The sequence below is a fragment of the Pseudoalteromonas sp. PS1M3 genome, assembly GCF_016865405.1.
Taxonomy (GTDB): domain Bacteria; phylum Pseudomonadota; class Gammaproteobacteria; order Enterobacterales; family Alteromonadaceae; genus Pseudoalteromonas; species Pseudoalteromonas marina.
In genome coordinates this window covers 624,289-650,549 of record NZ_AP022625.1, presented here as the reverse complement: position 1 = coordinate 650,549, position 26,261 = coordinate 624,289, and the positions used below count along the sequence as shown (strand labels likewise).

The following is a 26,261-nucleotide window of genomic DNA, read 5'->3' as shown; positions in this document are numbered from 1 at the left end:
TCGTAGGGTGTGCATCGGTGCCAGCAAATTATGGAAAGCCAGAAGTAGGATCAAAAATAGGAGTAATGTTACTTATAGATGAGTCACCAACATATCAACATATTGGCACGACTATCTTTAGTAATAAAAATCTTAGTGAAACTTCAAACACTAATTATCATCAGAAATTTAATCATAAAATATCAACTATATTGACAAACCATGGCCACATTCCTAAATTAATTACTGCAAATCCAAGTCTTCTTGAAAACAAGAACTCCTTATTTAGTTACGTTGATTTTAAAGATAAATATAAAGCTACTCTGGATAAAATTGCTCAAGAAAACACCCTAGATTTCATAGTTATTGTTTATCCTCCATCTGGACCAGCGTGGGTAAACTCATCGGCTTATCTATCAGGTTATGGTTTATATTCTAGGTGTATCTTCGGATCATGCGATGCTTATGCTTTAAATTATGTGAGTGCTAGAATTTATGACGCTAAAAATAAAACATCTCTAAATCCAATGGATTTCGGTTTCTTTGAGCAAGTACCAATGCCAGAAGTTAATATTCCTGATGAACCTAATGAGATTCAGGCTGATCAGGTGGATGCTGCTGCAGATAAAGCACTCAACAACTTCATGACTAAATTCACTGAAATGCTAAAAACCTCAGAGTTTATTTAAATTGAAATATAACAGGTGACTAAGGTTATGACTGTCCGCAAATCACTGTGACTATCATATTTAGTAAAGACTTATTCAGTTAAACAACAGTAATATTTTACGGTTGTTTCTAAACTATTCGCTTCACAGCTACATGGCGTAGCTGTGTGCATAATCTACAATACGTGCATTTTGGCTTTTTAAGTATTCACGGCCTGCTTTTACACCAAGCTTATGATCTTTACGTAGATCGTCGTTTGTACTGCCTAACAGTTTGCTGTGCAGTGTTTCGTCTGCAAAAATTTGTATAATTTCTACATCACTTGGCGGGTTTGCCATAAAGTTTAGCTCGTCTAAGTAAGCTTGTTCGTGCTGAATTAGGTAGTCGAGTGTTTTTGGGCAGTAACCGGCAGCTGTAGCAAGCGATCTAAGCTTTTGAACCCATGCAGATTGCGCTTGAAAATCAGCATCTACCGTTCTAATAACCACAATTTTACGTGCCCCACGGTTATACGCTTCGCGTACTGGTAATGGTGCTGCTAGCCCTCCATCAAGAAAAAAATCTTCTTGGGCTTTGTTTATTTGCGTGGTTTCGTTAGCCGCTTGCGCATTTAACCAAGGCGTTAATTTAACACCTTGTTTGTATAAAAATGGTAAAGCACTTGACGCTTTTAATAGCTCTCTCCATTGATGCTCTTCACCCGTTGGCGATAAGTAATAGGCTTTTCTGTCGCGTGCGTTTGTAGCAGTAATAAGTAACTCACGTTCACCTAAAGACGTTTTAGCTGTTTTAAAGTCAATTGCTCTATTTACTTCTTTGGTTTTATCAAAGTACCAGTCTAAATCAACAATGTGTTTTCCCATTAAGCCACGACCTAGCTGAAAAAAACGTTTATTACGAGACAGCCCTCTAATTAGGCGTTTAGCGTAACCTTTTTGACGTGCTAAATAACTTGTTAAGTTTTGTGAACCTGCCGACGTACCAATAAATAAATCGAATGGGTCGTAGTTTTGCTCTAACCACGCATCAAGTACACCTGCGGTGAAAATCCCTCGCTGTCCGCCACCTTCAGCAATTAACGCAACCTTAGGCTGTGCTATTTTAGTTACTGAAGAAGCTGTTGCGCTGTTTAGAGAGTTCACGGTGTACCTGCCTTTAATTTAGTAATGTTTGTTTCAATAAATACATTTTATAGAATTAAAGTAATGCCTTAAAATTGATTGTTTAAATCAGTTTGATTGATAAAATAGAACGAAAAACTATCCATTAGTACACTTAGCTAATAATGACCAATGCGTTTTTCTTATTTTAAATATTTAGGCATCACATCAATTAATTTAAATTGTAAATTACTGATTGATGCCACTACTTTAACAAGCCTTAGGTGTACGCTTGCTTAACTAAAATAAAAATGAGTATTGACGAGTGTATTAAATAGCTAAATAACCTATTTTACTTAGCTACAAAGAATTAAGCCGTTTGTTTATTAGCTTGGCGCTCTAACTTGTAGTTTTCTGAATTTAAGCCTTTTTTCCAGTAACCTGATGCCACTATGTTGCCCCTTGGTATTGAATGCGTGTTAGTTAATGCTGCTTTAAGCTCACGCACTAGCCCAGCCTCAAGTGCCATAAATACAATAGGCGGCTGTTCATAATGCTGTAGTGTGGTTAATGCATTAGCCATCTCAACCTCTGGCGTTGTAGTTATTAACCAAGTGACCTGGCGCGTTGAATCTAAGCTGATTATATCCGCTTTAGTCGGAGCATGAATAAACGCGTCAATTTTGGCGTTTATTGGCAATTGCTTAATGTAGCCTTTTATAGCGTTTACTGAGGTCAAATCGCCCATCAATATATAATGAGGGTGGGTAAAATTATCTAGCTTTTTAGGACCGGGGCCTGCAATAGCCAGTTCATCACCTACTTTAGCGGCTTTAGCCCAGTTAGTTGCAGGACCTTGGTGCATATTAATAACAAAATCGAGCGTAATTGCACCATTGCTTTTATTTACATTTTGTATTGTGTACGAACGCATACACGCCGTTTTTAAATTGAAGTCGGCCACACCGTTTTTTGGAATAAGCACTTTTACATAACTACCAATGTGATCGGAAGTTAAATCTGTAAACTCTTCAGAGCCTAAAACTATACGTTGTAAATGTGGGGTTAGTTGCTTTGTGCTTAATACTGTTGCTTTGCGTACTTTTTTTGCCATATAAATTAACCTCATTGATTAAAAATCACTGCTTTATAAAGCAGACATTGCACAACGCCCCATTGGTTGATAAAATCAACTATATAGATTTAATTGACTTTGTCAACCATTTGGAATGTGTTATGAACACCTCTTTAGCCAATACGCTATTTATGTTAATGCAAAACTACCGGGTAACCATACGCGAAGCCATTAATGCCAGCGAGCTCGGTTTAAATGCAATGCATGTACGTTGCTTACATATTATTGCAAATACCTCGCAGTGCACAGCAAACGACATTGTGAATAAAACCCAACGAGATAAGGCTCAAATAGCGCGGCTTGTAAAAGAACTTATAGCTTTAAAGCTTATAAATAAGTGTGCCAGCGAACACGATAAGCGCTGTTTTATTTTAACGTTTACAGATCAGGGGGCCGTGCTTTTTGAAAAATTACTGGCCGCAGAAAAACATGTAAACGATCAAATGTGTAAAACGTTAAACCCAAATCAAATCAATGACTTTTTAAACACGGCTCAGCAAATGATCAAAAATATGCAATGATCTTTACTTCATTACTTGGCATAAGTTAAACAAAACACATATACTGTACACTTATACAGTATATGTGTTTTGGTTATTTATTTATGTTTGTTATTCCTATTTATATAGAAGCAGGTATTTGCGGGTTTGAGTCTCCTGCAGCACAATACACTGAGCTTGGCGTTTCCCTTGATGAGCTATTAATAAAGCACCCTGATGCCACTTTTATTGGTATTGCGTCGGGTAGCTCTATGCAAGAAGTAGGGATTTTTGAGGGTGATTTACTTGTAGTAGACCGAGCAGAACACGCTAAAGATGGCGATGTAATTGTGGCTAATTTAAATGGCTTATTTGTGTGTAAGCTACTTGATAAAACAAACGCTCGATTACTATCGGCTTCGCCTTTATATCAACCCGTTAATATTACGCCTAGCGATGAATTTCAGCTTGAAGGCGTAGTCAGTTTGTCAATTCGTATGCATCGCCAAAGCCCTGAGTTACTTTCATGTATGCCTTAGTCGATGCCGTGGCGTTTTATGCCAGCGCCGAAAAAGTATTTGATCCCGCCATTCGTTCAAAACCTGTGGTTGTGCTCACTAATAACGACGGTTGCGTATGTGCGGTATGCCCTATTGCGCGACGTTTAAATATTCCTAAATTTGGCCCTTATTTTAAAGTTAAGCAGTTACTAGAACAAAACAATGTGGTTGTACGCTCTAGTAACTATGAACTATACGCTAATTTAAGCGACCGAATGATGAGTGTGATTGGCCGCTTTTGTGACACCCAGCATATTTACAGTATTGATGAATCGTTTTTGCACTTTAGCGGCTACGAAAACGTTGTAAAAGATTGGCATACTTACGGACACCTTATTAGACGAACCGTATGGCGAGAAACAAAACTTCCCGTTGGCGTGGGGTTTGGGCCAACGCCTACACTTGCAAAAGCGGCAAATCATGCAGCTAAAAAATTAACAGGCTTTGACGGTGTTGCTGTCATAAATGACGAAGCAAGCCGGCGAGCTATTTTACAGCGCATGGACTGCCAAGATGTATGGGGAATTGGCAAGCGCTTAGCTAAAAAGCTAAAAATAATGAACATAAACACCGCATGGCAACTTGCCCAACAAAACCCAAAAACTATGCGCCGCGCTTTTAGTGTGGTGGTAGAGCGCACAGTAAGCGAGCTTAATGGCTTAGTATGTTTAAACTGGGATGATGTACGCCAAGATAAACGCGAAATTTACTCAACTCGCAGCTTTGGAGAGCGTATTTATGAACCAACCGCTCTTAAAACCGCTTTAATTAACCATGTCACTATTGTGGGCAAAAAACTAAGAGCCCAAAAGTCGCTAACAAAGCAATTATATATTTTTGCATCTAGCTCATCTCATGAAGATGTATTTTATAAAAAGTCTTATATGTATCAGTTTAGTATGCCAACAAACGATACTTGCGTTATGGCCAATGCGGTGTCTGAAGTGTTTGAAAAAATTTACCAACCTGGCGTGCGGTTTTATAAATGTGGTGTAGGTGCACTAGAGCTTACCGCTGAGCAATTTCAGCAAAGTGACTTATTTGCACCACAACAAGATAACCCAAAGTTAATGGGCTGTTTAGATGCTATTAATACCCGATACGGCAAGGGTATGTTGGGCTTAGCAAGTAGTAAACTAAACGATCGCTGGCATATGAACAGAGATTTTTTATCGCCTCAGTACACAACCCGCTGGCGGGATATACCAAAAATAAAATGCGATTTATAGACGCTTTAATTCAAACTTGCACTCAACACTTGCTGAGCTTAATGTATAAATAAGCATGTCGTTAGGTAAAAAACGAATGCTTTGTCGAATTGTTTTTTCGTTTACAGGATCCTCACAACGGCTCATTCGTAAACCATTATCAAGCCCATCACTTTTATATTTTAACGAACTAGTAATAAAGCAAAAGTTTGGCTTTTGTATAGTTTGAGTTCCGTTATGTAATGAGCCAAACACAATTTGTTCACCCAGCTTAAACCCCTCACTTGGGTTACTTGCATTAATTAAACTCAAGTCACTGTTTACGCATAACCCTGAATTAGCAGAAACCACCTTATATGTACCAAGTTTTGATTTTAAAAGGGGTATAAAGCGTGCCTTATTGCTTGGCTCAGCGGCTACGTGGACGCTGACCAAAACAAACATGAATAAAGTCAATTTGATGTGTTTCATTAAGTAAACGTATCCTTATGCGTTAATTATTTTTTAGTTCGTATACTAAATGGCTTAACTTTATTACATAGCTAAATATAACAGAGATTTACTACTAGAAGACAAGGCTATATAAAAAGAAAAAACTAAATTAAGGCATGTAGTTATTAATCACACTTTGAGATACGTTATCGAACAATAAAACGATTTAAAATAATGCGCTAAATTAAGCGCATTACTATAAGATTTACTGCCAATATTTTGCGAATAATTGCGGGTAGGCTTGTTTTAAAAATTTTGCTTTGTCTTTAAAGCGTTTACCTGCGGGTTGATCGCCTGATGGCACGAAGGGTAATTCATCCTCATTGCGCTCTTCATATAATAAGCCGGCGATGAGGTCGTATTCGTCAATATATGGGTAAGGCTGTTCATTTAAGTGATAAACAGGTGTACATAATGCAATGGAGTCGGCATTAACGAGCGCGTTATCAAACACAGTTTTACCGCGTGAAATAAGCCAACATCTAAATTCACTAAAACCATATTCGTCATTGCAGCCTGCCATAACAAATGCAGCGCCAAATAAATCCCATGTAAAACATTTACGCATATTTATGCCAAAAAACTTATCAAATGCAATAAGTTGCTGATCGTCTAAATTGCTTAGATTTGCTCTAAGGTGATCGCTTACACTTTGCGGATCAAGGCCTAAGTCGGGTGTAGTCACTAATTCCCAAAAAGCCTGCTCTGATAACGCTGCCATTATAGAATCTCTTTTACTCGGCCTACTTGGCCATCTTCTAATCTCACTTTAATACCATGCGGGTGGTTTGGTGATTTAGTTAATAAACGCTCTACCACGCCTTCCGTTAATGTCCCGCTTCGTTGATCTTCTTTTAAAACAATATTAACTACAGTGCCTGGTGATATTTGCGAACGAGAAGGAACAGCCATTATTTAAACCCTAAATATAATTTTTTTAATTATAACGCCCAACTGCAGGCAAACCAACAAAACCCATTTTAATTGGCAAAAAACACGATATGTGTCGGTTTCATCGTCAATTTAATACCCGCTAGTTGAGTAATAATTATAGATTTAAGGTGTTCAATCTCAGAGTCAGCGTTATTAAGCGCTATAGTATCTTCAAAATAGCAGTTAACTTTTAAGGTGTTAGCTTCGTTATTTAAATCAACAGTGTGAGTAAGGTATGCAAAATCGGTCACTGAGTCTTTTATAGACTCACAGGCTTTAGTCAGCGCTGCGCGTATTTGTTTGTCTCGTTGTTTTTGTGTTTTAGTCATGAGGAGGATTATTTACTTTTTTCTGCTTGTTGTTTTTTAAATTCTTCGTAATTTGAGTCTTGCTCTTTAAGGCACTCATAATACTCTTTATCGGCTTTGTAATTACATTCGTTAAGGCGGGCTGATTGCAATTGTTCAAAGCGTGCGTCGGAACTACACCCAGCTAAAATAGGTAATCCGATTATAAATACAGCACACACTTCTAATTTATTAATAACCATTAAATTTCCTTACACTATTGCGTTTAAAAAGACGTTAAATTATGCCGAATATATTGTATATTAGCGCCATAAAAATCTTCGTATTTACAGGACCACTTATTATGATGTCGCAGTTACAAGCCTTGTTTCAGCGTATAGACAAAAGCAAGATATTTCAATCATTTGTTATAGCTGTCATTATTGTTTCTGCCCTTACTGTAGGCGCTCATACCTATAGTCTTCATCCTACGGTTGAGCTTGCACTTAACTGGATGGATATTGGCATAACCGCATTCTTTTTAATTGAGCTGATTATTCGCTTTGTTGCAAGCAAAGGCATAAAAGACTTCTTTTCGAAGGGCTGGAATATATTCGACACCATTATTGTATTGGGTAGTTTATACCCCGCTGCGGGCTCTACAATGCTAATAGCGCGTTTACTACGTATATTTAGAGTGCTCAGGTTAGTGTCGATGATACCTGAACTTAGACTACTCGTTAACTCCTTGCTCAAAGCAATTCCGCAAATGGGCTACATAGCTCTGCTTATGTTTGTTATTTTTTATATTTACGCCGCTATGGGCAGTATGATGTTTGCCGACATTAACCCCGTGCTTTGGCAAGATGTGTCTATTTCAATGCTAACGCTATTTAGAATAGCGACCTTTGAAGATTGGACCGACATAATGTACGAAACAATGGCGGTGTATGAGCTAAGCTGGATTTACTACCTGACCTTTATATTTTTAACCGCCTTTGTATTTTTAAATATGATGGTTGGCGCAATTTTAGAAGTAATGGGTGAGGAACACCGAAATGCACGAGAAGAACAGGCCGATAACGACTCGCTTCCTGCAACACAAGGACAAGTTAACGAATTACAAGCGCAAATAGCAGAGTTAAAAACATTGCTGAGTAAAAAGTAACAGTTTAAGCCTCACAAAATATGTATGTGGGGCTTAAAACTCAATTAGCCTGTGAATCGCCCCGTGTTTGCCAGAGACTCAATAACTTGAGAAACTGGAACTATGAAAAAATCAAATCGCTATACATCAGAATTTCGTGAACGTGCAATTAGGCTTGTTACCACACAACAGCATGAATACCCTTCTCTTTGGGCTGCGCTAGTATCGATTTCAGATAAACTGGGATGTACCCCAGAAACACTTAGAGCATGGGTCAAGAAATCTCAAGCTCAACCGTCTAAACCCTCTTCTAATACGCAATCAACTGAAGAACGCCTTGCCGTCTTAGAGCGCGAGAATAAAGAGCTCAAGCGAACGAATGATATCCTGAGGCAAGCTGCCGCTTTTTTCGCCCAAGCGGAGCTCGACCGCAAACAGAAGTAATAGTGGATTTTATTGATGCTTGCAGAGAGCATTACGGTGTCGAGTCAATTTGCAAGGAATTGCCGATTGCACCATCAACGTATTATTCTCATAAACAGATACAAAGAGAGCCTGAGCGACTGTCTAACCGCAAAAAGCGTGATGCTGAGCTGATAATACTCATTCGCGAAGTGTGGGAGGATAATATGTCAGTTTATGGTGCAAGAAAAATATGGAAGCAGCTACAGCTTGACGACCATCAAGTCGCCCGCTGTACAGTCGAACGATTGATGCGAGTTATGGGAATTCAAGGTGTTCGTCGGGGTAAAGCACATAAGACAACGATACCTGACGAGCAACAAGATAAGCCACTTGATTTAGTTAATCGTCAATTTACTGCTGAGCAGCCAAATCAACTTTGGGTAGCTGACATCACCTATGTTGCCACATGGAGTGGGTTTGTTTATGTCGCTTTCGTGATAGATGTTTTTTCACGATACATTGTAGGTTGGCGTGTATCAACGACAATGCACACAGAGCTTATTCTTGATGCGTTAGAGCAAGCTATTTGGCATCGTGGCAACCCCGAAGGGTTAATTCACCACAGCGACAGAGGCAGCCAATATTTGTCTATACGATACACTGAGCGACTTGCTGAAGCTGGAATTCAAGCGTCTGTAGGCAGTGTGGGTGACTCTTATGACAATGCATTGGCTGAAACAATAAATGGATTATTTAAAACAGAGATTATTCGCAGAAATGGCCCGTGGAAGAATGTTGATGCTGTTGAATACGCAACGTTAGAGTGGGTCAATTGGTTTAATAATCAACGCTTATTATCTTCAATTGGGTATATTTCACCAGCTCAATATGAAACAGACTACTATGATAATTTAAACGAGTCAGGTAAAGTGGCCTGACTTAAACAAACTGGTCTCCGATGAACTCGGGGCGATTCACTGTTACTCATTCGATATACTTTCTACTGTTTCAAACGATATCACGTCGTCCACTTCCATTTTAAACGCCTCTAAAAACGCATTTTTTAATACCGACACCACTGCCTGAAACGTAGATATATCGGTGTTGTATAATGTGCCATCGATCGGTATGCGCGCAGCAACTAACTCAGATTCATCATTTTCAAGTAATTCGCTGAGTATATCTATGCTGCCTTCAAAAATAGCAGTGAACAATCCGTCGTCGTCTTTTTCTATATCTTCACGCCACGAAAAAACACTCAAGTCATAAACACCGGCCTTTGCATAGCCGTTTAAAACATTGTCTTTTGCAGCAACCTCCATTGCACCATCAATGCCTCCTGCTTCAATGTCAAACGGAGTGTACACTTTAAAAACCGTTTCTAAATGTTTAACCGAAAAACGTTGAACCTCTACATTAAAGTCAAAGTTTGCTTTTTCACTAAATGGGTCTAATTGCCCTTTAAGAGACAATGCAGCTTCGCCCATTAAATCCCCTTCAATGTTTAACGAAGTCACTAAGGTTTTTGTAAGGTTTTGAGCATTGGTTATGTTTTTAATCTCTGCATCAATATTTGAGATATAGGTAGGTTTATCACCCTCGCTGGTGGCATTTACTAACGAAACTTTACCGTTATCAATACTTAAAGTGTCAATTGAAAAAGGGACTAAATTATTAGCAAGCCCTACCCAGGTTGTTTCATTTTTAACTTGTTTATTTTGCTCTGTTTTATTAGGGGCTTTGTCGTAAACCACAATTTCAGGGTAGGTAAATTGCATATTTGTCACTAAATTCCCTTTCAGTAGTGCTGACCATGAAAGCGAAAAATTGAGTGTTGCAACGCTAAGTAGTGGTTTAGGCGCTAAATTATCCTCTTTGGCATAAATTTTTATGCCGTCAATAGCATACGCACCGCGGTACAAATATAAATCAACGTCACCTACGTGGCCTGTTATTCCCTGCGTGTCTTTAATTTGTTGATTAACATAATATTGAATAGCATGGGGCGCACCAACACGGAATATTAATAAAAGCACAATGATTAAAACAAAACCAGTAAACCATTTAGCTCGAGTAACCTTTGAAATTAACGCCATATAACCATCCTTATTTGTGTAATTATGAGCATGACAATGTGTAAAAACTACACAAAAATAAGCACAACTGCGCTGTTAAGTACTTAAATTACTGGGTGCACGCAAAATACTATTTTAACTTTTGCAATGGGTATGCCACACAGACAGTTATTTAAAAGCCACAAAAGAGTGTAAAAGGAAGGAATAAAAACTAAAAAGGGTTAGCACTATGCTAACCCTATAAAATAAAGAAATTAAAAAACTAAAATTACTCAGCGTCTACAATAATGCGAAGCATACGACGAAGTGGCTCTGCTGCACCCCATAAAAGCTGATCGCCCACTGTGAATGCGCTAATATATTTAGGTCCCATAGCAAGCTTACGAATACGTCCCACTGGGATACTTAGCGTGCCTGTTACTTTAACCGGCGTTAAATCGGTGGATGTAATATCACGCTCATTTGGAATAACCTTAACCCACTCGTTGTGCGAAGCTAATATTTCTTCTATTTTCTCTACGCTTATGTCTTCGCGTAATTTAATAGTCATTGCTTGGCTATGACAACGCATTGCGCCAATACGAACACATAAACCATCAATAGGTACAGGCTGCTGAGTAGAGCCTAAAATTTTGTTAGCTTCAACTTGTGCTTTCCATTCTTCCTTTGATTGTCCACTTGGCATAGGCACGTCAATCCATGGGATCAAGCTACCTGCTAATGGCACGCCAAATTGATCTTGTGGTAAATCGCTTGAAGCCATTTTTTCACTGACTATTTTATCAATTTCTAAAATAGCTGAACTTGGGTTATCGAGTTGCTGAGCAACACTTGAATGAATAGCGCCCATTTGTGAAATCAGCTCTTTCATATTGCGTGCACCCGCACCCGAAGCTGCTTGGTAAGTCATAGGGCTTACCCATTCAATAAGGTCTTTCTCAAACAAACCACCTAAAGCAAGGAGCATTAACGATACCGTACAGTTACCGCCAACAAAGGTTTTAACGCCTTGCTCTAAACCTTGAGTAATGACATCTTTATTTACAGGGTCAAGAACAATAATGCTGTCATCACTCATACGAAGTGCAGAAGCTGCATCAATCCAGTAACCATCCCACCCCGATTCACGAAGCTTTGGGTAAACCGCTTTGGTGTAATCGCCCCCTTGACACGTAACAATAATATCCATTTTTGCAAGTTCAGATACATCGCTTGCATCAAGTAGCGGTTTTGCATCACCCGCTAAATCAGGACCAAGTTGTCCGGCTTGTGAGGTAGTAAAAAAAGTGGTGTCTATATTGGCAAAATCATTTTGCTTTTCCATACGCTCTAATAACACAGAGCCAACCATGCCACGCCAACCGACCAAACCTACTTTTTTCATTGTTTTATCCACTGTTTTGTTCATAAAAAATGCCTTAATACATTAAAAATTAAATTCATTGCGTGAGATTCAATTTTCAAGTTAACAAACTAACACTGCTAGACGGCTAAAACTAGTCAATAAAACAGAACTTAAAAATTTTTCATGCGAAATTAAGGTATAAAAAAAGCCCTGTATTTAATACAGGGCTTATAGCGCGAATGTACAAGGTTTAACGCAAGCTAAAATTAAAATTCATAACTATAGCTTAAGCTAAACTCGGTGCCTGTTTCTTGGCCCCAAAGGGTTAAACCTTCTTGCTCTATTTGTTTTTCTTGGCCAAGAATATTCTTCACTTTAAAATTAACTTTAGAGTTAAAGTTAGGAAAGTAAGAATAAACTAAATCAAGTGAGTGAAATGACTTTTCTTCAGCATCTTCGTTTCCACGCGTACCTGGTACGATAATTCGCGGCCCAAACACATTGTAAATAACCGATGTTGAATGAAAACCGTCATCTGAATCGTAACCCATTTGTAAGTTAGCAACCCATTCAGAGTGGCCTACTAAACGGCGTTTGTTGTTAGTAACAATGTTTGAAACGGTATCGGCTTCGAGTGCTTCTTTAAGTTGCGTTTCAAATAATGAATCGACATTATCTGAGTCATTTATACCTAAATTGACGCTCGAATCAGATAGCGTTACGTTACCCGACAAAAATGCAGACGACCAATCTTTATTAATAAAACCAAAGTCAGTTAAAAAATCTACCTCAATACCAGATAGCTTACCCGACTGCGCATTAGCCGTAAGTAATTGCGGAGACGCACCACCTACACCTGCAAGTTCAACCATTTCAATTGGGTTTTCTATGTCCTTGTAAAACAATGCAACTGACAGGTTATTACCTGTTGGCATGTACCACTCAAACCTAAAGTCAACATTCGTTAATTCAGAGCTTTGTAAGCTAGGCGAACCACGAACCAAAAATTCAGTCAGCGGGTCAACAAAAAACGAAGTACTTACATCACGTAAATCTGGGCGAATAGTGGTTTCACTCACGTTTAAGCGAAACTGCATTTCTTCATCCATGATGTACGTAACAGCAAGTGATGGAAAAAAAGTATCTTCGTTAATGACAACGTCTTGAATTTCTTCAAGCGTGTTTTCGAATAAGTTTGAATGTGCCTGATAGCCAATCGATACTTGTTTGAAATCTTCCCAGCGAACACCGCCGGTAATACGCCATGTATTTTCAAAAAAGTAGTCAGCCATAAAGTAATAAGCATCTAACTTATGCGCTGCACTGTATTTGTCACCGTCAGTTGTGCCATCATCAAAAATACCTGAACCCGTAGCACTTGTGTAAAACGCGTCGTTTGATGTGTTTGCATCAGCAAAAATATCGCTAATGTTATTACCAAACGTAAACTCATCGCTTATACCACGGTGCGTTATGCCAAATTTAACATTGCTTGCATCACGTTTTTTTTCTGAAAAGTCACCGCCAATTTTAAGTTCGAGCTCGTAGCCGTCCCCATAAAAAGGTAACCCCATGTTCCAACCAAATGTTTCTACGTCATCGTGAAGTACCTGGTATTCACGCGTAATATTAGTTGCTGCAACATCTTGAAGCTGCTCTGACTCAAATACACCGTCGTTATAGTTTTGTTGAAAAACAACATCTAAACCGCCTGGTGCGTTACGATTAGCTCTACTTAAGCCACCATACCAATCAAAAAATAAATTATTTAGCTCTGGAAAGTTATGCGTGCCTTTAAGCTGAGAAGAAAACATTTCACGTTCTTCGTAGCTAATATCAACACGGCGAAGCTCAGTAACACCCTCTTCGGTTTCATTGGCATCGTAATAGTTACGATTACGAACCCGATCGCTCATATCGTGTAGCGCAATGTTAGTAAGCTCAAATCGATGGTTTGAGTTAAACTCATAGCCAAGATTTAATGTTCCGCTCCAACGAACATTTTGTTCAGTCGATGTGCCATCGTAATATTGTGCAAAACATTTGTTCTCACAACCCAAACTACCTAGGCTTGAACCACTTTGTTCTTGAACAACTTCCCATTCGTTGTCATAAGAAACAGCCGCAAGCACACCAAAGGTACCTATTTCGCTTTCTAGTCTATCGCCCACGGCAACAGAAAAGCTCATAGCTGGGTCAACATCTTCCTTGCTAATGCCTACATTCCAATCAAGCGATTGAATAAGATTTTTACGCTCTTCAAGCGTAGAATTAATATTGCCTTCAAGGCCTGCGTCGCTGGTAAGTGCGGTAGTAAATACATTAGATAGCGCACGTGTGCCATCATCACGGCCCATCCAATCATCATCACCGCCTTCGTAAAAGTAGCCAGAATCACTATTTGACGTGTTATACGATGAGCCTACTTGTACTTTAAATAAAAAGTCAGACGGAATAGACTTGGTACGAATGTTGACATTACCACCACCAAAATGCGCAGGCATATCTGGTGAAAATGATTTTTGTACACTTAAGCTTTCGATTATTTCAGATGGAAATAAATCGAGCGGCACAACCGAGCGAGTAGGATCGGGGCTTGGTACATACATGCTATTTAATTGTGTACTTGAGTAACGCTCACCTAAACCACGCACATATATAAATTTACCGTCAACTAAGGTTAAGCCTGTTACACGGCGAAGAGCCGATGCAGCATCACCATCGCCGGTGCGTGAAATTTGGTCGGCACCCATAATATCAGCAACAAACGCCTGATTTTGGCGTTCTTGCAGTACTGCACCTGCGCTCCCTTTGAGTCGTTGCCCTACTGCAACCACTTCTTCTATTTCTTGCTCTTGAATGTCGGCTTCTGCAGCAGCAGTATTTACCGACCAACCAAATAGTGCAGCCAAAACGGCGCAATTTAATGTTGATAAGGCAAGTTTAGAGGGTTTATAAGAATTCATTTTTATACTCCGAAACAAAACAAGACATTAGCCGGGCTTTCGCCCGGCCTAAAGCGTTTAAGGTTAAAGACCTACTTTTACCCAACCCGCTGTCCAGTCTGTTTGTGCATCCATTGCACCAATGTAATCTACTGTATCAAAGTAGCTATCTAGGCTAGAAGAATCAAAACCTGCACCTAGTAGTAATGATTCACTTGAAGGCATGTAACCGTTACTCGCTAGTGCAAGACTTGCAGCTGTTTGCACTGAGTTACCAGCTTGACCTAAGAACCAAGACTCAACATTGCCATCACCAATTGCTTGAGTACCAAAGTTGTTAGCTGTTTCACACGCAACCACTGAGTGAGTGATAGTAAGTGAACCGTCTTCGGCACGTGGTGCTGAGTCAGAACCTACACGTAAACAGTTTGCGTAATCTGCGCCACCCGTTACCACTACGTTTTTAAGTATGCCCGCAGTACCTGCACGTAAGCGAATACCGTTTACGCCTGCGTCACCAATAATGGTTACATTAGAGATAGTAGGCATAGTAAGCGGTGATGCATCTGAATCAAATTCAGAGTTATCAGCTTCAATCGCGTTATCGCCCTCAGATCCTGATTGTTTGATAAGTACGTATTGCGCTTTACCCGTCCAACCAAATGACCAATCTAAAGAGTCGTCACCAATATTTGTAAGCACTAAGTGGCTGATGTTTGCAGTGCCACCGAAAAACTCTACGCCGTCATCTAGGTTTTCATGAACGTGGATGTAATCTAGCTCTGTTTGGCTACCTACACCAGCAAGTGATATACCGTTTAGTTCATCACCATTACCTAAAGTTTTGCCGGCTTGTTTTACAGCAACATACTTTAATGTACCTGAGTTATCTTCTGGGTCATTACCACCAAATTGGCCAGCATCACCTTCAGCAGATATACCACAGTTTGCAAGTTCATCAGCTGTTGCTTCACCTTCTTGGTCGCCACATGAGTTAGCCGGTGCATTACCTAATAATACTAAGCCGCCCCATTGGCCAATCGTTGTTTCGCCACCCGTTACATCTTGAATAGACGTCATGGTGATTGGCTGAGTTGCTGTGCCTACGGCCTCAATTTTTGAACCACGACGAACAACTAAAAAGTCATCGCCCGATTCACCAATTAATGTTGTACCAAACTGAACATACAATGTTGTGTTATCTGCCCGGTCATTACCAACAGCTGTACGTCCTTTTAAAATCCAATGTGCATCATTTGTTAGTGTTACATCAGCTGTGAATACCACATCTGAATTTAACTGATAAACAGGCTTATCGGTAATAGCTGGGAAACTTGAAGACACATCTGTTGCTAGCCCTTGCTCTAATGCGTTTTGGATATCAGTTGGGAAGCTAGGTTTAATAGCAACGGTCCAGCCTTCCATCCAATTATTATCACCGTCAAACGCACCAATGTAATCGGTTTTAGTGAAGAACGAATCAAGGCCAGAGGTATCAACACCTGCACCTAGTAAAGGTGAACTTGACTTAGGTGTATATCCATCAGTTGCTAAGCTTAGGTTTGCAGCCGTGAGTGTTTGGTTGCCTGTTTGGCCTTCAAACCACGATTGAACGTTACCACCAGCAATCGCTTCGCTACCGAAGTTATTATCTTCATTACAGGCTACTACTGAGTTTTCAATAGAAAGCTCACCCGATTCTGCATTAGCTACCGAGTCAGAACCTACACGTAAACAGTTTGAATACCCATCTGGGCCAGTGATAACAACATTACGAAGCACACCCGCTGTACCTGCACGTAAACGAACACCGTTAGTACCATCTGCACCTACAATAGTTACGTTAGAAATAAGTGGCTTAGTCAATGGCGTTGCATTTGAATCAAATTCAGAGTTATCAGCTTCAATGGCATTATCGCCCTCAACAGCACTTTGTTGAATGTAGATATTTTGTGCACGACCAGTCCAACCAAACGACCAGTCAAATGCGTCATCGCCAATATCAGTCAGTACAATGTTACGTACGTTTACTGTACCACCAAAAAACTCTACACCGTCGTCTAGGTTTTGGTGAACCTGGATATATTCAACCTTAGTTTGTGAACCTACACCAGCAAACGAAATACCGTTTAGTTCATCGCCATTACCCAGTGTTTTACCAGCATGTTTTACAACAATGTAACGAAGAACACCTGAGTTATCATCGCTGATATCACCACCAAACTGACCTGCATCACCTTCTGCCGATACACCACAGTTAGCCAGTTCTTCTGGTGTAGTCTCACCTTGTTGGTCGCCACAAGAGTTAGCAGGAGCATTACCAAGTAATACTAAACCACCCCATTGGCCAATATTTGTTTCGCCACCCGTTACATCTTGAATAGATGTCATAGTGATAGGTGCTGTTGCATTACCATTAGCGTTAATTTGTGAACCACGGCGAACAACTAAGAAATCGTCACCAGTTTCACCAATAAGCGTAGTGCCCGCTTGAACGTAAAGTGTAGTTGCATCAGCGCGATCGTTACCTACCGCAGTACGGCCATTTAAAATCCAATGCGCATCGTTTGTAAGCGTTACATCGGCTGTAAATGTTGTATCTTGTGTTAAACGGTAAACAGGCTTATCAGTAATTTGTGGAAATTCACTTGATACATTGGTCGCTAAACCTTGATCCAACGCATTTGAAATATCTGTTGGGAAGCCACCATTAATACCTACTGTCCAACCTTCCATCCAGTTAGTTGTACCATTAAATGCACCAATTTGCCCATTGGCAATAAGCGGTGAACCCGGCAGTGGTGTGTAACCATTATCATCAAGCATTAAATCTGCAGGAGTTAGCGTTTGGTTGCCGTCTTGAGCTTCAAACCACGATTTAACATCGCCGCCATTAATAGTTTCACTACCAAAGTTGTTAGCTGTTGTTTGACATGCAACAACTGAATTAGTGATAGTTAATGTACCGTCTTCTGCGCGTGGCACAGAGTCTGAACCCACACGTAAACAATTTTCATAAGTAGCTGGCCCCGTTACGAATACATTACTTAATGCGCCCGCAGTGCCTGCACGTAAACGAATACCGTTGTTACCTTCAGCACCTACAATTGTTACGTTTGAAACGGTTGGCATTGTAAGTGGTGTTGCACTTGAATCAAACTCAGAGTTATCTGCTTCAATCGCATTATCACCCACGTTTGCAGCTTGTTGAATGTATACGTTAGTTGCAGAGCCTGTCCAACCGAACGACCAGTCAAGAGAATCATCACCAATGCTGGTTAATACAACATTGCTTACATCAACTGTACCACCGAAAAACTCGATACCGTCATCAAGGTTTTCGTGTACTTGAATGTAATCAACAGTTGTTGCAGAACCTACACCAGCAAACGAAATACCGTTTAGCTCATCGCCATTACCCAGAGTTTTACCTGCTTGCTTAACGATTAAGTACTTTAATGTACCTGAGTTATCATCTGCAACATCGCCACCAAACTGGCCGGCGTCACCTTCAGCAGATACACCACAGTTAGCTAGCTCATCGGCTGTTGCTTCACCTTGTTGGTCGCCACATGAGTTAGCAGGTGCATTACCTAATAATACTAAACCACCCCATTGACCAATGGCTGTTTCACCACCTGTTACATCTTGAATAGAGGTCATAGTAATTGGCTGGCTTACTGTACCAACCGACTCAAGCTGTGAACCACGACGAACAACTAAAAAGTCATCGCCAGATTCACCAATAATTGTTGTGCCTTGTTGAATATAAAGCTTTGCGTTATCTGCACGGTCATTACCTACTGCTGTACGACCATTTACAATCCAATACGCGTCGTTAGTAAGTGTTGCATCGGTAGTGAACGTTGTATCTGCTGTTAGGCGATACACTGGCTTATCAGTAATTTCCGGAAATTCGCTTGATACGTCTGTGGCTAAGCCTTGAACAAATGCGTTATCAATAGTAGTAGGAAAACCAGTTGTGCCGTTTTGTGAATCATCACGAGATGACGTTTCACCGCCTGTGTCTGAGCCGCCTTCAACAACGTTTGTTATTGTATCGCCTTCGTTAATTGTTGTGTCGCCTTCAGATACTACTAAGTCACCACCACAACCCGCTAAAGATACTGCAGTTGCAATCAAACTAACTTTGAATAAGTCAGATAATTTCATTGTTCACTCCGTTAAAGTATTTAATTATTTTGTTAGCGCTTTATAAAAACTCAAGTCACTTTAAAGCACTTAATAATGCGTTAAGGTCACTTGAGTTATCAGCAGGGCTTACCTTACGGGAGCTATATGACACTGGAGTTACACTTTAATAAACATAACATGACAAAACTATATTATTAAAATTCAACAACTTAATTGCTAAGGCAATAAAAAAAGCCGACTCAATTATTATTGAGCCGGCTTGCGTAGTGCGATTATGAAATTGATATTACAAGCACCAACGAAGTAGTGACTTGTTGTTTTAAAATTTAAAGCAGAGCGGTTCTTAACGTTTCAGCATGTACTTTTTCACGTTTAACATACTTAATCCATTGCTTAGCCAAACGCTGTGATTTTTTGTGTTTTTCAGCTTGTTCAAACGCTAAAATAGACGCATCGAAATTTTGCAAATTGTACTGCGCCATACCCAGTGCAACAAAGGCATTTGACTCAAAATCAAGTCCCCCTTTATCAAGCGCTTTACGAGCTGAATCGGCAGCATCTTCATAGTGCTCTGTATTAACATACACCTCAGCTAAACGCTGATCGTATTGCCCATGATCTGATAAATCGGCGGCTTTAACAAAATACTCTATCGATTTTTCATCTTCTTTTGCTTGGATCATCGCCTCGGCTACAAACGCATAGTTTTTAGCTGTTTTTTCGGCAATGCCATTATCTATTGCTTTACTCATAACTTCTGCCGCTTTAAAAGCAAGTCCATTGTATAAGTAAACTTGAGCAAGTTGGCGTAAGTCGGCTCTTGATGTTAAAAACCCTTGCTGATAGGCAGCTTCAATAACAGCTAATTGCTTTTTCTCTTGCCCTGTTTCACCATACATACCCGAAAGCTGTACCCAGTATTCTGGTTTATCATAAAGCTTAACCATGCGTTCAAGCACTTCAACCACTTTGTTAGTTTGATTTAGTGAATAAAACATAGCGCGCTGTAATACAAGCCAGTTTTCTTTTGGGGTTTTACCTTCGTCATCACTTAATGAAATAACTTTAGTGATGTAGTCTAGGCCTTGCTTATAGTCTTTTAACTGGTAATACGTTTGTGCACGAAGTAAGTAATACCCTTCAGGTATTGGCTGAGTGTTAATCTCATCCCAGTTATCCAAAAAGGCAATGACTTTATCGTAATCGCTGTTTGCCATTGCAAGCTGCGCTAAACTAAAAGTAGTGCTTAAACGCAATGTTTCAGGGATCCCTTCTTCTGCCACAACGCGTTCAAATGAAGCTATCGCTTTTGGTAAGTCATTTTGATTGTAGTAAATGAACCCGTAAAAATTATGCATCATGGCTATTTCGTACGAGTTCATACTTGAAGAACGTTCATTAATGCTATCGAGCGCTTCAAGTCCAGCTTTTACATCGCCATCGTCTGCCAATTTTTGTGCGCGAGCCAGTTGGCTGTATACTTTTTCACGAAGCGCAGGAACGCGTTTTGTTTTTTGCTCCTGCGCCGCTTGAGCACTTGCAATTGATACGCCAGGTAATAACGTTAGTGCACTGGGTGTAACAATACTGAACCCTATCGCAGTGGTACAAAGTAGTGTTACTTTTAAAAGTTTAGTTTTGGTTAATAATTTCATAATCGCCTCACGGTCTTTTCTAGTTAGCTACTATCCGCCAATTTGAAAAGATATTTTGTTCTGAACACCCGCTACTTCAACAGCTTCACCGTTGACAACACGCGGTTTATATTTAAATTTAAGAGCAGCGTCCATTGCAGCCCGATCAAATAACGACTCTGGCTCTGCTTTTAAAACTTGCGGATCGCGAACGGTACCTTGCTTTGTCACTGTAAATTCAACAATCACATACCCTTCAATACCGCGCGATAGCGCACGACGCGGATAAACCGGTGCAACTTTTACAATGGGTAAATATTCGCCATCGCTCGTTTCCAGTGCTAATCCACCCGCCAGGTTCACTTCGGCATCAACATTAGCACCAAAGTCAAAGTTGTTAGCGTTGGCATTAGCATCACTACTTTGCATTTGTGGCGACTCCATTGGTGGTGGCGGCTCTTTTGGCGTAGGTGGCTTTTGTGGTTTACGCTCTTTCTTTTGAACACTTTCTTCTTTTTTCAAACGAACAAAATCAAGTACATTGCCTTTAGCTGGTTCGCTCATTGCCCCTTCACCGCCGGTTATAAGTGCTTGCATGCCCAAAAACAGCATAAACGTGACTACACCGGCAACAATTAATGCTACTAAATAACGCATTACTTACCCTTACGCTTCTTGAGCCGCAATTGACACATCAAACACACCTGCAGCGCGTGCGGCATCCATTACTTTAATTAACGTATCGGTGGTTGCTTTTTTATCGGCTTGAATTACAACGCTACCTTGTGGGTTTTCAGCTTTTAAGCGTTCAATATTCGCCTGCACTGCGCGAACATCTATTTGGCGTTTGTTAATCCAAATTTCACCCTTATCTGAAATAGCAACTAAGATATTGGCTCTTTCTTTTTTAACCGCAGTTGCGGCTTCTGGGCGGTTTACGTCAATGCCTGCTTCTTTAACAAATGAAGCTGTTACAATAAAGAAGATAAGCATAATAAATACAACATCTAGCATGGGTGTCATGTTTATTTCTTCAGCTTCATCTTCTTGCATTAAATTACCTAAAGGCGCTCTCATTTTTATTCTCCTGATATGAGCGGGTATGTTTAGCCGCTCATAAAACTTATTTAGTGATCTAGCAACATGCTATCTTCAAGTAGTTCTACTTCACGTTTGGCTTTACGCTGTAAGTACGTTGAGGCAAATACACCAGATAATGCCCCTACCATACCCGCCATCGTCGGGATTGTGGCTTTAGATACACCTGACGCCATTGAACGCGCACTCCCGGTGCCTGTTATAGCCATTACATCAAACACTTCAATCATGCCCGTTACTGTGCCAAGCAACCCAAGTAGTGGACACAAAGCCACCATGACATTGATAAGCGGAAGGTTTGCATTTAAACGCATACTTGCTCGCGAAATCATAGCTTGGCGTATTTGCTCAGCATTCCAACTATTGCGTTCGTTACGGGTTGACCATGTTCCTTTAATGCTATTTTTGTATCCGCGAAACCCGTTGAAAAAGTATATAAATCGCTCGAGTATCAATAACCACATCGCGAAGATTAACACCCCAATGACCAAGAGGACTTGGCCACCGGTGTCGAGAAAATCACGGATAGCATTGATTGAGTCAATCAATAGCACCATGGTTTATTCTCCCTTCTCGCTTCGCTCAGCAATGATACCTGCGCTTTGCTCTTGTAAAATAAGCAGTAAGCCTTTTGAACGCGTGTTTAGTAATGTGTATATAAACACTGTTGGGATTGCCACAACTAAGCCAAGTACGGTCGTAACTAGTGCCTGAGAAATACCACCAGCCATTAGTTTAGGGTCGCCAGTTCCAAATAATGTGATTGCTTGGAACGTGTTGATCATACCGGTAACTGTACCTAGCAAGCCAAGTAATGGGGCAACAACAGAGATGATTTTTATAAGCGTTAAGTTACGTGTGATTTTTGGCATTTCACGTAAAATTGCTTCACTTAATTTAAGCTCTAACGTGTCGTAAGCAACATGTGGGTAGTCGTCTTTTACTTTCATTACACGACCTAGCGGATTGTCGTCACGCGCTACTGAATCTTTTAATTGGCGACGAATTTTTCCACCAACAAGTAACAATGAAATAAAGCGCTCAATTGCAATTAATAAAGCAAGCAAACCAACACCTAAAATTACATAACCAACCGCACCACCTTGATGAACTTGCTCTGATGTATCTGGTGCTTGAACAAGTAAACCTAAAATAGAGCCTCCTGTTGGGTCTAATGCAAACTGTACAACACCACTTTTAGCGTCTTGTAAGTCAGCAGCTGTAGCGGTATAACGAGACACTGGTTGGCGAGTAAGCGCGCTCAGCGTGTTTGTTCCTGGGTTATATTCTAAGTATTGACCCTGTGAAATTAAGTTAAAGGCACCAACACGAACAACTTCTTGCTCTGCTTTATTTCCACCTTCAACAATAACTGAAGTATTAAAGCGACTGACTTTACCTTGCTCAGTCATTTCACGTTGCAGCTCGTACCACACCTTTTCAATATCTTCTATTGAAGCAAGCTTAGACGTTGAACCCATTTTTTGAGCTAACTCGTCCATAAAGTCACTACGGCCCGGTAATTCTGCTGATACAACCGAAGTAGCAAACTTATTACTAGAGTCCCCAGCGACTTGCTGTAATACCCCAAATAACTCTTTAAGTGATCCCATTCGCCTAGATAAGGTATCGGTTAAGTTTGCTAATTTAACTTCGTTTTCTTCAAATTGTGTTTCAAGGCGCTCTGATTCAACAAGCATTTGGTTTCGCTTTGCAGTTGTATCATTTAACATTTGAACTTGCTGGTTTTGGCGAGAAGTAAACTCCTGCTCTCGTTGTTTATTTTGCGCACTTTGAACGGTCTTGCCGTTTTCTAATGTTTTTAATAATGAATCAAGATCCATTGTTTCTGCCGCAGTGGTAACGCCTGCAAAACCGAGGCTTGTAACAAACAATGCCATTTTTGTCATTTGAGTAAACAATTTCATTTTTAACCTCTTATTCTGCTGCGTGTACTGGCAGAGTTAGCATATCTGGGGCAAGTTGCTTGCGCGCAATACGTAAACCTTTATTGATTTGACTAATTGTTGAATCTGGTAATGTTTCAAACGTTTTAGTCTCTGTGTTGTAGCTACCAGCTTGCTTACCATCACGTGTTAGGTAAATCAGCTCTAATCGGCCAATGCGTAAAAAGTCAACTTCACGCTCTTTACCGTTTACATCTAACAATGCGGTGTAAGCTTCAATAGTGCGCCCGTAGTCTACCTCTACTTGGTAAGCTTCTAGCACACGACGAAATTTTTCACTCGAGGTGATATCAGCGCGGTCCATCATGGCTTTAAGTGATACTAAACGCTTAGCGCGCTCGTCTTGCAAAAAGGGAATGTCTAACGATACAAACTGCTCAAGACCGGTGATCATTCGCATCATAAGTGGTGTAATTTGGCGCTCAATAATAGAAACCTGATCCATTGATAGGTTAAGCGATTCCATTTCTTCAATTTGATTATTAAGCTGTTTATTTAACTGCGCGTTATAAACAGCTAAACCGTCAATCTCTTTATTGAGCGTTTTAAATTGCTGTAAACGTCCTTGCATTGAATCTGCAATCTTGTCTATTTTTGTTTGTGATTGCGCAGCTGATTTATTAATTTCGCTGCTTTTATCAATAACCTTATCTAAATCGTTAGCGTGTACTGCTGCACTTGCGGCCACAATACCAGCTAAGATTAATGGTTTAACGCCTTTCATCGCATACACCTTTACTCGTTAATTAGCGGATTTGCTAGGTTGTATTTCAAGCCAATAAACAGAGCTTTAGTGGCTTGAATAATTCAATGAAGGGAAGTTTATAGATAAAAGATGACAAGGATGTTGCGCAAAAAAGTCGCTTTTATGACAGCTGTCATAATTAGGACTTATAGCAGAATAAAGACGGTCGAAGCGTTAAAATTAACGCTGCCTAATCAATAATATTTAAAATTTGGCTGTAAGTACTTTGCCAGTCTGTGTAATTAACGCCAATAGGATAGTAGCTGTTGTTATGAATAAGTACCAAGGAAGGAAAGCCATTAATAGGCAACGCATTAACAAATGCCAACTCGTCACTCAATTCATTATTTAATGATGAACTGACTAATTCATTTTCAAATCCCTCTTTATCTAGACCAATGCCTTGAGCGAGCGCTACCAAGGTGGCTTCATCAGAAGGGTTTTGCGCATTTAAATAGTAAGCATGTTGGATTGCTTCTATCATTTGCGCTTCTTTATTGGTTTTACGCGCGATCAGAGCTGCTCTACAAGCCGGGTAAGTAGAACGTCGAGGTTCGCAATTACGCCAAAAGTCATGATTAAACTGGGTACCTAACTGCTTTTGTATTTTGTGCCACGTATCTTCAAGCATTTCTTTCATTGCTTTTGGCATAGGCTGCTGACTATCGGCAGCTAAGCCGCCCACTTTATATTCAACAATAATTTTATGCTCAAGTTGTTCTTTTAATTTTAGCCACGTAGGTGCATAGCCCCAACACCAACTACACATTGGATCGTGTATATAAATTAACTTACTTTGAAACATAACAACTCCTACATAAAAGCTGAAACAACTTTATTTCGACCCGTTTCCTTTGCTTTATAAAGGCATCGATCGGCTTGTTTTAAAGCATCATTGTAATCTGATAGTTTATTTACTTGTGCTACACCTATGCTACAGGTAAGTACTACGTTTTTACTATCAACATTCAAAAGTGTTGTATTGGCGACACTTTCTCTAAAGTTGTTAGCAATGTGCTCTGCAATTTGAATAGTCGCTTTTGGGAGAATAACCACAAACTCTTCACCACCATAACGCGCTTTTATTGAATCGCTACTGAAGTGTGACTCCAGCATTTTAGTAAATTCTATTAGGACAGTATCACCACTATCATGACCATAGTTATCATTAATAGATTTAAAGTGATCTAAGTCCAAAAGTAAAATTGAGAACGGTAAATAATTATCGGGATTATCGCTAACCAGCTTAAAAAAATGAGATGTAACAAAACGCCTATTGGCAGCCCCTGTTAGCTGATCGGTATACGCATCCTTTTTTTGTGCCAAAGTTATTTCAGCAATAGATTGATGGCTTTTATATCTAAAAAATTCACCAATCAACGAAAAAATAAACACCAAACTAAACGAAGCCATAAAACGTGATTTTTCTACAAAACCGTAATCGACCTGCCCAAAATTAGGGCCGTATAATAGCCCTAAACAGCAGACCAATAAAAACCCACTAAGCCATAACCCTAATTTAACACCGAGAGTAGCAAAGGTAACAACTGGATAAAACATGAGCCAATACAGCGCTGTGTTCTCTTTACCACCTGTGTAAATAAGCGCAATACACATAATAAAAATGATTAGCATGGTTATTAAAGACACAACCTCTAGCTTACCGGTTTTGAAGAAGTAAACAGTGCAGGCAATGATCGTCATATTAGCAACGAGCAAAGCCACACTTAAGATGGGCGAATACACATCATAATTAGATAGAAGTAAAAAACCCAATATAAGAATAGCAAAGGCTATCATTGTAAATAATGAAAGTGCTTGGCGTTGCCTGTCCGAATTGTAAACGCTATCTATGTTAATTAAATTGCGCCAATTTGACTTAGCTAATTTTTCCTCTTCCATA

The 26,261-nt window shown here is 39.9% G+C and carries 25 protein-coding genes and 1 other annotated feature; of the genes, 6 read left to right on the top strand and 19 right to left on the bottom strand.

Going from position 1 to position 26,261, the window contains the following annotated elements; all coding sequences use genetic code 11:
- Positions 1-17: 17 nt before the first annotated feature.
- Positions 18-668, top strand: coding sequence for a hypothetical protein (locus PS1M3_RS19615; RefSeq protein WP_138740583.1), 651 nt, complete (start codon positions 18-20; stop codon positions 666-668).
- A gap of 129 nt (positions 669-797) precedes the next feature.
- Here PS1M3_RS19615 and PS1M3_RS19610 read toward each other — a convergent pair whose 3' ends face one another.
- Positions 798-1,790, bottom strand: a complete 993-nt coding sequence (locus tag PS1M3_RS19610) for a patatin family protein (protein WP_058429282.1) — start codon at positions 1,788-1,790, stop codon at positions 798-800.
- Between the two features lie 328 nt (positions 1,791-2,118).
- Positions 2,119-2,862, bottom strand: a complete 744-nt coding sequence (locus PS1M3_RS19605; RefSeq protein ID WP_203987603.1) for a siderophore-interacting protein — start codon at positions 2,860-2,862, stop codon at positions 2,119-2,121.
- A 122-nt stretch (positions 2,863-2,984) separates the two neighbouring features.
- On the opposite strand from PS1M3_RS19605, the gene PS1M3_RS19600 reads away from it, so the two are divergent.
- The 3 genes from PS1M3_RS19600 (at position 2,985) to PS1M3_RS19590 (ending at position 5,151) form a co-directional block, all read left to right on the top strand.
- Positions 2,985-3,404, top strand: coding sequence for a MarR family winged helix-turn-helix transcriptional regulator (locus tag PS1M3_RS19600; RefSeq protein ID WP_203987600.1), 420 nt, complete (start codon positions 2,985-2,987; stop codon positions 3,402-3,404).
- Between the two features lie 83 nt (positions 3,405-3,487).
- A complete protein-coding gene (umuD, locus tag PS1M3_RS19595; protein WP_010556176.1) occupies positions 3,488-3,901 on the top strand; it encodes a translesion error-prone DNA polymerase V autoproteolytic subunit in 414 nt (137 codons plus the stop codon).
- Entirely contained in the window at positions 3,889-5,151 is a 1,263-nt protein-coding gene (locus PS1M3_RS19590; RefSeq protein ID WP_203987597.1) for a Y-family DNA polymerase, read from the top strand. Before umuD ends, PS1M3_RS19590 begins: the two co-directional genes overlap by 13 nt.
- Here the strand turns inward: PS1M3_RS19590 and PS1M3_RS19585 are convergent.
- From PS1M3_RS19585 to PS1M3_RS19565, 5 genes are all read right to left on the bottom strand, one after another.
- Entirely contained in the window at positions 5,146-5,601 is a 456-nt protein-coding gene (locus tag PS1M3_RS19585) for a hypothetical protein (protein ID WP_203987595.1), read from the bottom strand. The genes PS1M3_RS19590 and PS1M3_RS19585 overlap by 6 nt on opposite strands.
- A 226-nt stretch (positions 5,602-5,827) precedes the next feature.
- Complete coding sequence (locus tag PS1M3_RS19580) at positions 5,828-6,343, bottom strand: DUF4240 domain-containing protein (RefSeq protein ID WP_203987592.1); 516 nt, start codon at positions 6,341-6,343, stop codon at positions 5,828-5,830.
- Positions 6,343-6,534, bottom strand: a complete 192-nt coding sequence (locus PS1M3_RS19575) for a YwbE family protein (RefSeq protein ID WP_006793492.1) — start codon at positions 6,532-6,534, stop codon at positions 6,343-6,345. The genes PS1M3_RS19580 and PS1M3_RS19575 overlap by 1 nt, the downstream gene beginning before the upstream one ends.
- Before the next feature lie 68 nt (positions 6,535-6,602).
- Positions 6,603-6,884: a hypothetical protein gene (locus tag PS1M3_RS19570; protein WP_203987590.1), complete on the bottom strand. Its 282-nt coding sequence runs from the start codon at positions 6,882-6,884 to the stop codon at positions 6,603-6,605.
- A gap of 8 nt (positions 6,885-6,892) precedes the next feature.
- A complete protein-coding gene (locus PS1M3_RS19565; RefSeq protein ID WP_006793490.1) occupies positions 6,893-7,105 on the bottom strand; it encodes a hypothetical protein in 213 nt (70 codons plus the stop codon).
- 101 nt (positions 7,106-7,206) lie between these two features.
- On the opposite strand from PS1M3_RS19565, the gene PS1M3_RS19560 reads away from it, so the two are divergent.
- Positions 7,207-8,010, top strand: coding sequence for an ion transporter (locus PS1M3_RS19560; protein WP_006793489.1), 804 nt, complete (start codon positions 7,207-7,209; stop codon positions 8,008-8,010).
- A 102-nt stretch (positions 8,011-8,112) separates the two neighbouring features.
- Positions 8,113-9,332 (top strand): IS3 family transposase gene (locus tag PS1M3_RS19555; RefSeq protein WP_223230517.1). Its coding sequence is split into 2 segments (ribosomal slippage): positions 8,113-8,401 and positions 8,401-9,332, totalling 1,221 coding nucleotides; the frame shifts between segments, so codons are not numbered across the junction.
- Positions 8,391-8,507 (top strand) — a sequence feature (AL1L pseudoknot). Its footprint overlaps the gene before it by 117 nt.
- A gap of 42 nt (positions 9,333-9,374) precedes the next feature.
- Here PS1M3_RS19555 and PS1M3_RS19550 read toward each other — a convergent pair.
- From PS1M3_RS19550 to PS1M3_RS19495, 12 genes are all read right to left on the bottom strand, one after another.
- Entirely contained in the window at positions 9,375-10,490 is a 1,116-nt protein-coding gene (locus tag PS1M3_RS19550) for a DUF748 domain-containing protein (protein ID WP_203987588.1), read from the bottom strand.
- Between the two features lie 247 nt (positions 10,491-10,737).
- Positions 10,738-11,877, bottom strand: a complete 1,140-nt coding sequence (gene asd / locus PS1M3_RS19545) for an aspartate-semialdehyde dehydrogenase (RefSeq protein ID WP_138740591.1) — start codon at positions 11,875-11,877, stop codon at positions 10,738-10,740.
- 203 nt (positions 11,878-12,080) lie between these two features.
- The gene (locus tag PS1M3_RS19540) at positions 12,081-14,780 is read right to left on the bottom strand and encodes a TonB-dependent receptor domain-containing protein (protein WP_138740592.1); all 2,700 of its coding nucleotides are present in this window, start codon (positions 14,778-14,780) and stop codon (positions 12,081-12,083) included.
- 63 nt (positions 14,781-14,843) lie between these two features.
- Complete coding sequence (locus PS1M3_RS19535; RefSeq protein ID WP_203987586.1) at positions 14,844-18,932, bottom strand: hypothetical protein; 4,089 nt, start codon at positions 18,930-18,932, stop codon at positions 14,844-14,846.
- A 308-nt stretch (positions 18,933-19,240) separates the two neighbouring features.
- Entirely contained in the window at positions 19,241-20,569 is a 1,329-nt protein-coding gene (locus tag PS1M3_RS19530) for a lipopolysaccharide assembly protein LapB (RefSeq protein ID WP_203987583.1), read from the bottom strand.
- A gap of 30 nt (positions 20,570-20,599) precedes the next feature.
- Positions 20,600-21,205 (bottom strand): energy transducer TonB, encoded by a 606-nt coding sequence (locus PS1M3_RS19525; RefSeq protein WP_006793482.1) that lies wholly within the window; start codon positions 21,203-21,205, stop codon positions 20,600-20,602.
- Between the two features lie 9 nt (positions 21,206-21,214).
- Positions 21,215-21,625, bottom strand: a complete 411-nt coding sequence (locus tag PS1M3_RS19520; RefSeq protein WP_006793481.1) for a biopolymer transporter ExbD — start codon at positions 21,623-21,625, stop codon at positions 21,215-21,217.
- Between the two features lie 50 nt (positions 21,626-21,675).
- Positions 21,676-22,203 (bottom strand): MotA/TolQ/ExbB proton channel family protein, encoded by a 528-nt coding sequence (locus PS1M3_RS19515; protein ID WP_006793480.1) that lies wholly within the window; start codon positions 22,201-22,203, stop codon positions 21,676-21,678.
- Positions 22,204-22,206: 3 nt separating this feature from the next.
- Positions 22,207-23,574: a MotA/TolQ/ExbB proton channel family protein gene (locus tag PS1M3_RS19510; RefSeq protein ID WP_203987581.1), complete on the bottom strand. Its 1,368-nt coding sequence runs from the start codon at positions 23,572-23,574 to the stop codon at positions 22,207-22,209.
- Between the two features lie 10 nt (positions 23,575-23,584).
- Positions 23,585-24,337 carry a DUF3450 domain-containing protein gene (locus tag PS1M3_RS19505; RefSeq protein ID WP_058429271.1) on the bottom strand — a complete coding sequence of 251 codons (753 nt, stop codon included), beginning with the start codon at positions 24,335-24,337 and terminating at the stop codon, positions 23,585-23,587.
- Positions 24,338-24,548: 211 nt separating this feature from the next.
- Positions 24,549-25,163 carry a DsbA family protein gene (locus tag PS1M3_RS19500; protein ID WP_203987577.1) on the bottom strand — a complete coding sequence of 205 codons (615 nt, stop codon included), beginning with the start codon at positions 25,161-25,163 and terminating at the stop codon, positions 24,549-24,551.
- Positions 25,164-25,171: 8 nt separating this feature from the next.
- Complete coding sequence (locus PS1M3_RS19495; protein WP_203987574.1) at positions 25,172-26,260, bottom strand: GGDEF domain-containing protein; 1,089 nt, start codon at positions 26,258-26,260, stop codon at positions 25,172-25,174.
- Position 26,261: the final 1 nt, after the last annotated feature.